3 protein-coding genes are annotated in these 4,776 nt (G+C 71.3%); all 3 read right to left on the bottom strand.

What is annotated here, in order from left to right; all coding sequences use genetic code 11:
- Positions 1–345: PqqD family protein (locus Sru01_RS34930; RefSeq protein ID WP_203995142.1), on the bottom strand; the 345-nt coding region annotated here is incomplete at its 3' end.
- Between the two features lie 483 nt (positions 346–828).
- Positions 829–3,717, bottom strand: coding sequence for a glycosyl hydrolase family 95 catalytic domain-containing protein (locus Sru01_RS34925; RefSeq protein WP_203995140.1), 2,889 nt, complete (start codon positions 3,715–3,717; stop codon positions 829–831).
- Between the two features lie 392 nt (positions 3,718–4,109).
- Positions 4,110–4,776: hypothetical protein (locus Sru01_RS34920; protein WP_203995138.1), on the bottom strand; the 667-nt coding region annotated here is incomplete at its 5' end.

Raw genomic sequence — 4,776 nt, 5'->3', positions numbered from 1 at the left:
GCCGAGCAACGCCACCCTGGCGTCCTTGATCTTCGATTGGATCTCGTACGGGGAGTCGCGCGGGCGGGTGTCGATCCAGGCGAAGTAGTTTCTCGCCGACGCGTACCGGCCGGCCTCGCGCGCGGTGAGGTTGTCGGGCAGCGGCGCGGCCGCGTCCTCGACGTACCCCTGGTCGATGAGGCCTTGGACGACGTCGCGGACGTCCTCGTCGGCGACGCCGGGATGCGTCCGGGCGAACGCGTCGCAGATCTCCTCGACCGTCCGGGTGCCGTCCATCAGGACGATCAGGCGCGCGATGGAGCCGTCCGCGTCGTCCTGGATCTCGGCGGCCACGCCCTGCTGCATGAGACCGACGATGATGCGGTCGCCGGGCAGGCTCAGGGGTTGATGGACACGCTTGATACGCGGGTGGTGCACGAAGAACCGTCCAACTCGACGTGACGAATGACGAGAGGCCGGCCCGGCTGGGCCGGGCCGGCCTCATATCGCTGGGGTGAGATCAGCCGTTGGTGCTGCGGGCCGTGGTGGTCTCCACCTTCTCCAGCCGCCGGATCGCCAGCGAGATCTTCTTGGTGGGCTGCTGCTCGGACTTGTTCATCTCTGCCTCCCGTAGGGCCACATCGACGCCGGATCCGCGTCCATGATCGTTGATCTTAAGCCCCGATCTGGATCTTGAAAAGGTCTCGATCCTGGATATTTTGGACGAATGCGTGAAAAAGCGCGCACTTCTTGACCCTGATCACCGTTAGCCCGGTCACCATCCGCAGATGCCATCAGCCGACCATGCAAGGCTGCCGGCCGGTGCCGTACCCTCCGGCCGGGCGGTGGTCACAGGGTGATGATCTGCCATTCCTGGTTGGTGCCGCCGTTGGCCGGCCACTGGATGACGCGGGCGCCGTCCGCGGTGGAACCGCCCTCGACGTCCAGGCACAGCCCGTTGCCGGCGTTGACCACCCGGTGGTAGCCGCTGGTGGCCGCCGCGACCAGCTTCCACCGCTGGCCGGCGCCGCCGGTGTCGGCCGCCTGCACCAGCGCGGTGCCCTGAGTCGAGTTCGGACTGGTCAGCGCCTTGCCGCTGCCGACGCCGGTCAGCCGGACCGAGCCGTCGGCGTTCTGCGTCGTGCGCCACTGCTGGTTGGCCGCGCCGGTCCACGCCCACTGGATCACCGCGGCGCCGTCGGCGGTGGAGCCGCCGTTGACGTCCAGCACCTTGCCGCTCCTCCGGTTCACCAGCCGGACGGTGCTCGCGCCGGTCGGGGGCGCCAGCCGTACGGTGATGTCGGTCCGGACCCCGCCGGCCAGCGACACGATCCGCGCGTGGTCGCCGAGCGGGGAGGCGCTCACCGGCGCGGTGGTGGTGATCGAGCCGATGCCGCGCCGGCAGATCAGCGTGACGCTCTGCGCGGTGCCGGACGTCACCGTCGCGGTCACCGTGCCGGCCGGAATGTCCCAGCTGAGGGCGTCGATGGCGATCCGGTTGCGGCCGCGCACCCCGGTGATGGTCCCCTTGCCGAGCTGGTCGGGCAGCGCCGGCAGCAGCTCCAGCACGCCGGGGCGGGTGTACACCAGCGCCTCGGCCAGCATCGCCGGCAGCGCGTTGGCGGCGTCGGCGTTGTAGATGTCCAGGCCCGGGTTGTGCGAGGTCATCAGCGACCGGAAGACCATGTTGTTGCCGAGGATCTTCCGCAGGTTCGCGTAGAAGCCGGGGCCGTCCTTGAGCCGGGCCCGCGCGAAGCAGCGGTGGATCGCGCCGTGCGCGGACAGGTTCTCGTCGCCGCGCACGTCCAGGGCCCGGCGCGCCGGGCCGATCAGGTCGGGCCGGTCCTCGGGGTTGATCTCGTGCAGCGGGAAGGCGCCGTACATGTGCTGGGCGTGCCGGTGGTCGTAGTTGTCGGTCAGGCTCGGCCAGGCCCATTCGGCCAGCGCGCCGTCGGAGTTCACCCGGTAGGCGGGCAGCCTGGCCAGCAGGGCGGTCCAGCGCTGCACGCCTTGGCCCTGCCCCTGCTCCACGCCGAGGGTGTTGGCGGCGTCGACGGCGGCCTGCAGCGCGTGCCGTCCGGCGGCGATCTCGCCGGTCGCGTTGATCGACAGCTGCCGTCCGGTGTTGCCGGGGGCGTTCTCCACCGAGAAGCACGGCACGAAGACCACCTTGCCCCCCGAGTCGGTGCGGGTCAGGAAGTCCTCGTAGAACAGGGCGAGCTCCATCAGCACCGGTGCCACGCTGTCGCGGTAGAAGGCGGTGTCCCCGGTGACCTGGTAGTACTCCAGCAGCGGGTAGAGCAGCCAGTCGGCGCCGCCGGTCCAGGTGTGGCCGGGGAAGCCGTAGTCCAGGTGCAGCATGCGCCCGTGCTCGCCATCGGTCCGGCTGGGCGCGTGCAGGCCGCGCGCGCCGTACAGGTTGCGCGCGTTGAGCCGCCAGTCGTCGAGCTGGCCGAGGATCAGGTTGAAGTAGCCCCGCATGGCCTCGGTGAGGGACAGGATGTTGCCCCCGGCGACCTGGAAGTTCACGTTGGCGTCGGTGGTGAAGTCGCCGGCCCAGGCCGCGTTCCAGGCCCCCGACCACAGGCCGGTCAGCCGGGGCGGCAGCACGCCGCTGGAGCTGAGGAACAGGTACCGGCCGGAGTCGTACATCCGCTCCAGTAACGCCACGTCGACGACGTCGCGGGCCGCGTTCTGCCGGCCGATCAGCTCGCTGGTGGACAGCTGCCGGTCGGCGGCGCTCACGTTCAGGTCCAGGCGGGACCGCTCGTACTGCGGGCCGTGCAGGGCCACGTGCCGGACGCGCAGCGCCAGGTAGTCGGCCGGTAGCGCGGCCAGCGCGGTGTGCAGCGGTTTGGCGTTCCAGGTGGTGGACGACTCGTAACGGTCCAGCTTGGTGAGCAGCACCAGCCTGGTCGCCCCGGACACCACGATGGTGGCGCCGCTCGCCCGCACCGACCCGCCGGTCGCGACGACCCGGGTGACGCCCTCGTAGCCGAACGCCCCCTGCCCCGACGGGTAGGTCCCGCGCAGGTTCAGGTAGCCGTCGGCGCCGGTGACGGTGGCCAGGGTGGCGAACCCCACCGATCCCGGCACCCCGTCCAGCGCCGCGTTGACGCTCAACGTGGCGTCGACCGTCCGGCCGGGCGCGGGCGCCAGCTCGTGCACGATCACCTGGTCGGCCCGGGAGGCGAACCCCCGGCGGGTCCAGGTGCCGGAGCCGTCGGTCCAGGTGGAGGTGACCTCGCCGGTCGTGAAGTCGGTGATCCGGGCGTAGTTGTTCGTGGTGGTCACGCCGGGGGTGCTGATCTGCAGCTCGTAGCCCGGGTGGAACGTCTGGGTGTTGCGCAGGCTCCAGCCGGCGGTGAAGTCCCGGGTCGCGCCGGCGTAGTCCCCGGCGAGTGCCTTGTCGCGGACCCGGCCCAGCACCCCCGAGTACACCGGCGGGGTGAGGCCGCGGGTGCCGTTGGGCATCACGAACCGGTGATGGTTGAAGACCACCTTCTCCAGCGCCGGCGCGCCGTGGAACAGCGCTCCGTACTCGCCGTTGCCGGTCAGGAAGCCGTCGGACCAGTGCGTCGCGGGCCTGGTGTCGTAGATGCCGCGCTGGGGGAGTGTCACCTGCGGCGGCACCGCCGCGGCGGCCCGGGCGGGAAAGACGGCCGGCGGCAGCGCGACGGTACCGGCGGTCACCGCGGCGGTGGTGAGGAAGTGACGCCGGTTCACGGGCAGACCCATGCAGCACTCCAGCGAGGATGTGAGGTTGTGGGAGGTGGAGGTCGCCGTCCCGTTCACGGGTGCCGCCGGCCGTGAACCGTCCCGGTGAGAGGGTGATGTCCCTGAGCGGAGCCGGCGCCCGGGTCGCGACCCACCCGCTCATCGAGCAGTAGTGGTTGTAACGATTCGACGAACCTCAGACATCCAACGTCGCGGAGCCCGATGCGGCTGTCAAGGCGCCTGCGATCGCCGGGCTGACCCGCATAGATAGGATGACCGGCGTCCTGCGGCGAGGCGTGCCCGGCCGGTGGCCGTTACCGTGCGACAACAGCGCGTGCGGGGCGGCGGCCACCGGGCCGGGTACCCGGCCGTCCGCGCCGGGGGTCGATGAACCGTTCATCACCCGGCGGATATCAGTGGCCGGCAGGCGCGGTGGGGCGGTCCGGCACGCCACGGCGCCGGAACCAGTGCCGGTGGGTGCGGACGAAGGTGACCGCGAACAGCAACTGGATGCCACCCTCGATGAGCAGGAACAGGGCCGAGTCGAGGGCGGGGAGGACCGGGCCGCCGTTCAGCCCGCCGGCGATGGCTCGGGCCGAGCGTGCCACCGCCCCGATGGCGATCGGCAGGCCGAACGCCGCCAGTGACCCCAGGCTGATCGTGGCGCCGCCGATGAGGAAGACGGAGTACACCCGGGTGGCGCGCCGCTCGTGCGGGGGCAGCCCGGCGGTCGGGTCCGGCCGGCTGAAGGGGCGGCGGCGCAGCCGCGCGAGCGCCCGGTCTTTGAGGTAGGCCGCATAGGCCAGGCCGTCGTCGAAGAGGTTGTGGGCACGCAGCAGGTCGCGGAGCACGTAGTACAGGTCGGTGCGCATGTAGACCTGGAGCTGGAACGGGATGGACAGCAGTACCGTCACGATGAGGGCCTGCAGCACGGCTTTGGCGAGGTCGGGCAGGGGGAGGTAGCCGACCAGCAGGGTCAGCCCGGCGATGAGGAGGAGGTCCCAGGCCAGGCCGGCGAGGTAGACGCGGTAGCGGCGCCGGCGGGGGACGCCCCAGACGCCGGTGACGTCGGTCTGTGCC

This window comes from Sphaerisporangium rufum (assembly GCF_016863395.1).
Lineage (GTDB): Bacteria > Actinomycetota > Actinomycetes > Streptosporangiales > Streptosporangiaceae > Sphaerisporangium > Sphaerisporangium rufum.
The sequence above is the reverse complement of the archived record's forward strand: the minus strand, read 5'-3'. Positions and strand labels throughout refer to the sequence as shown.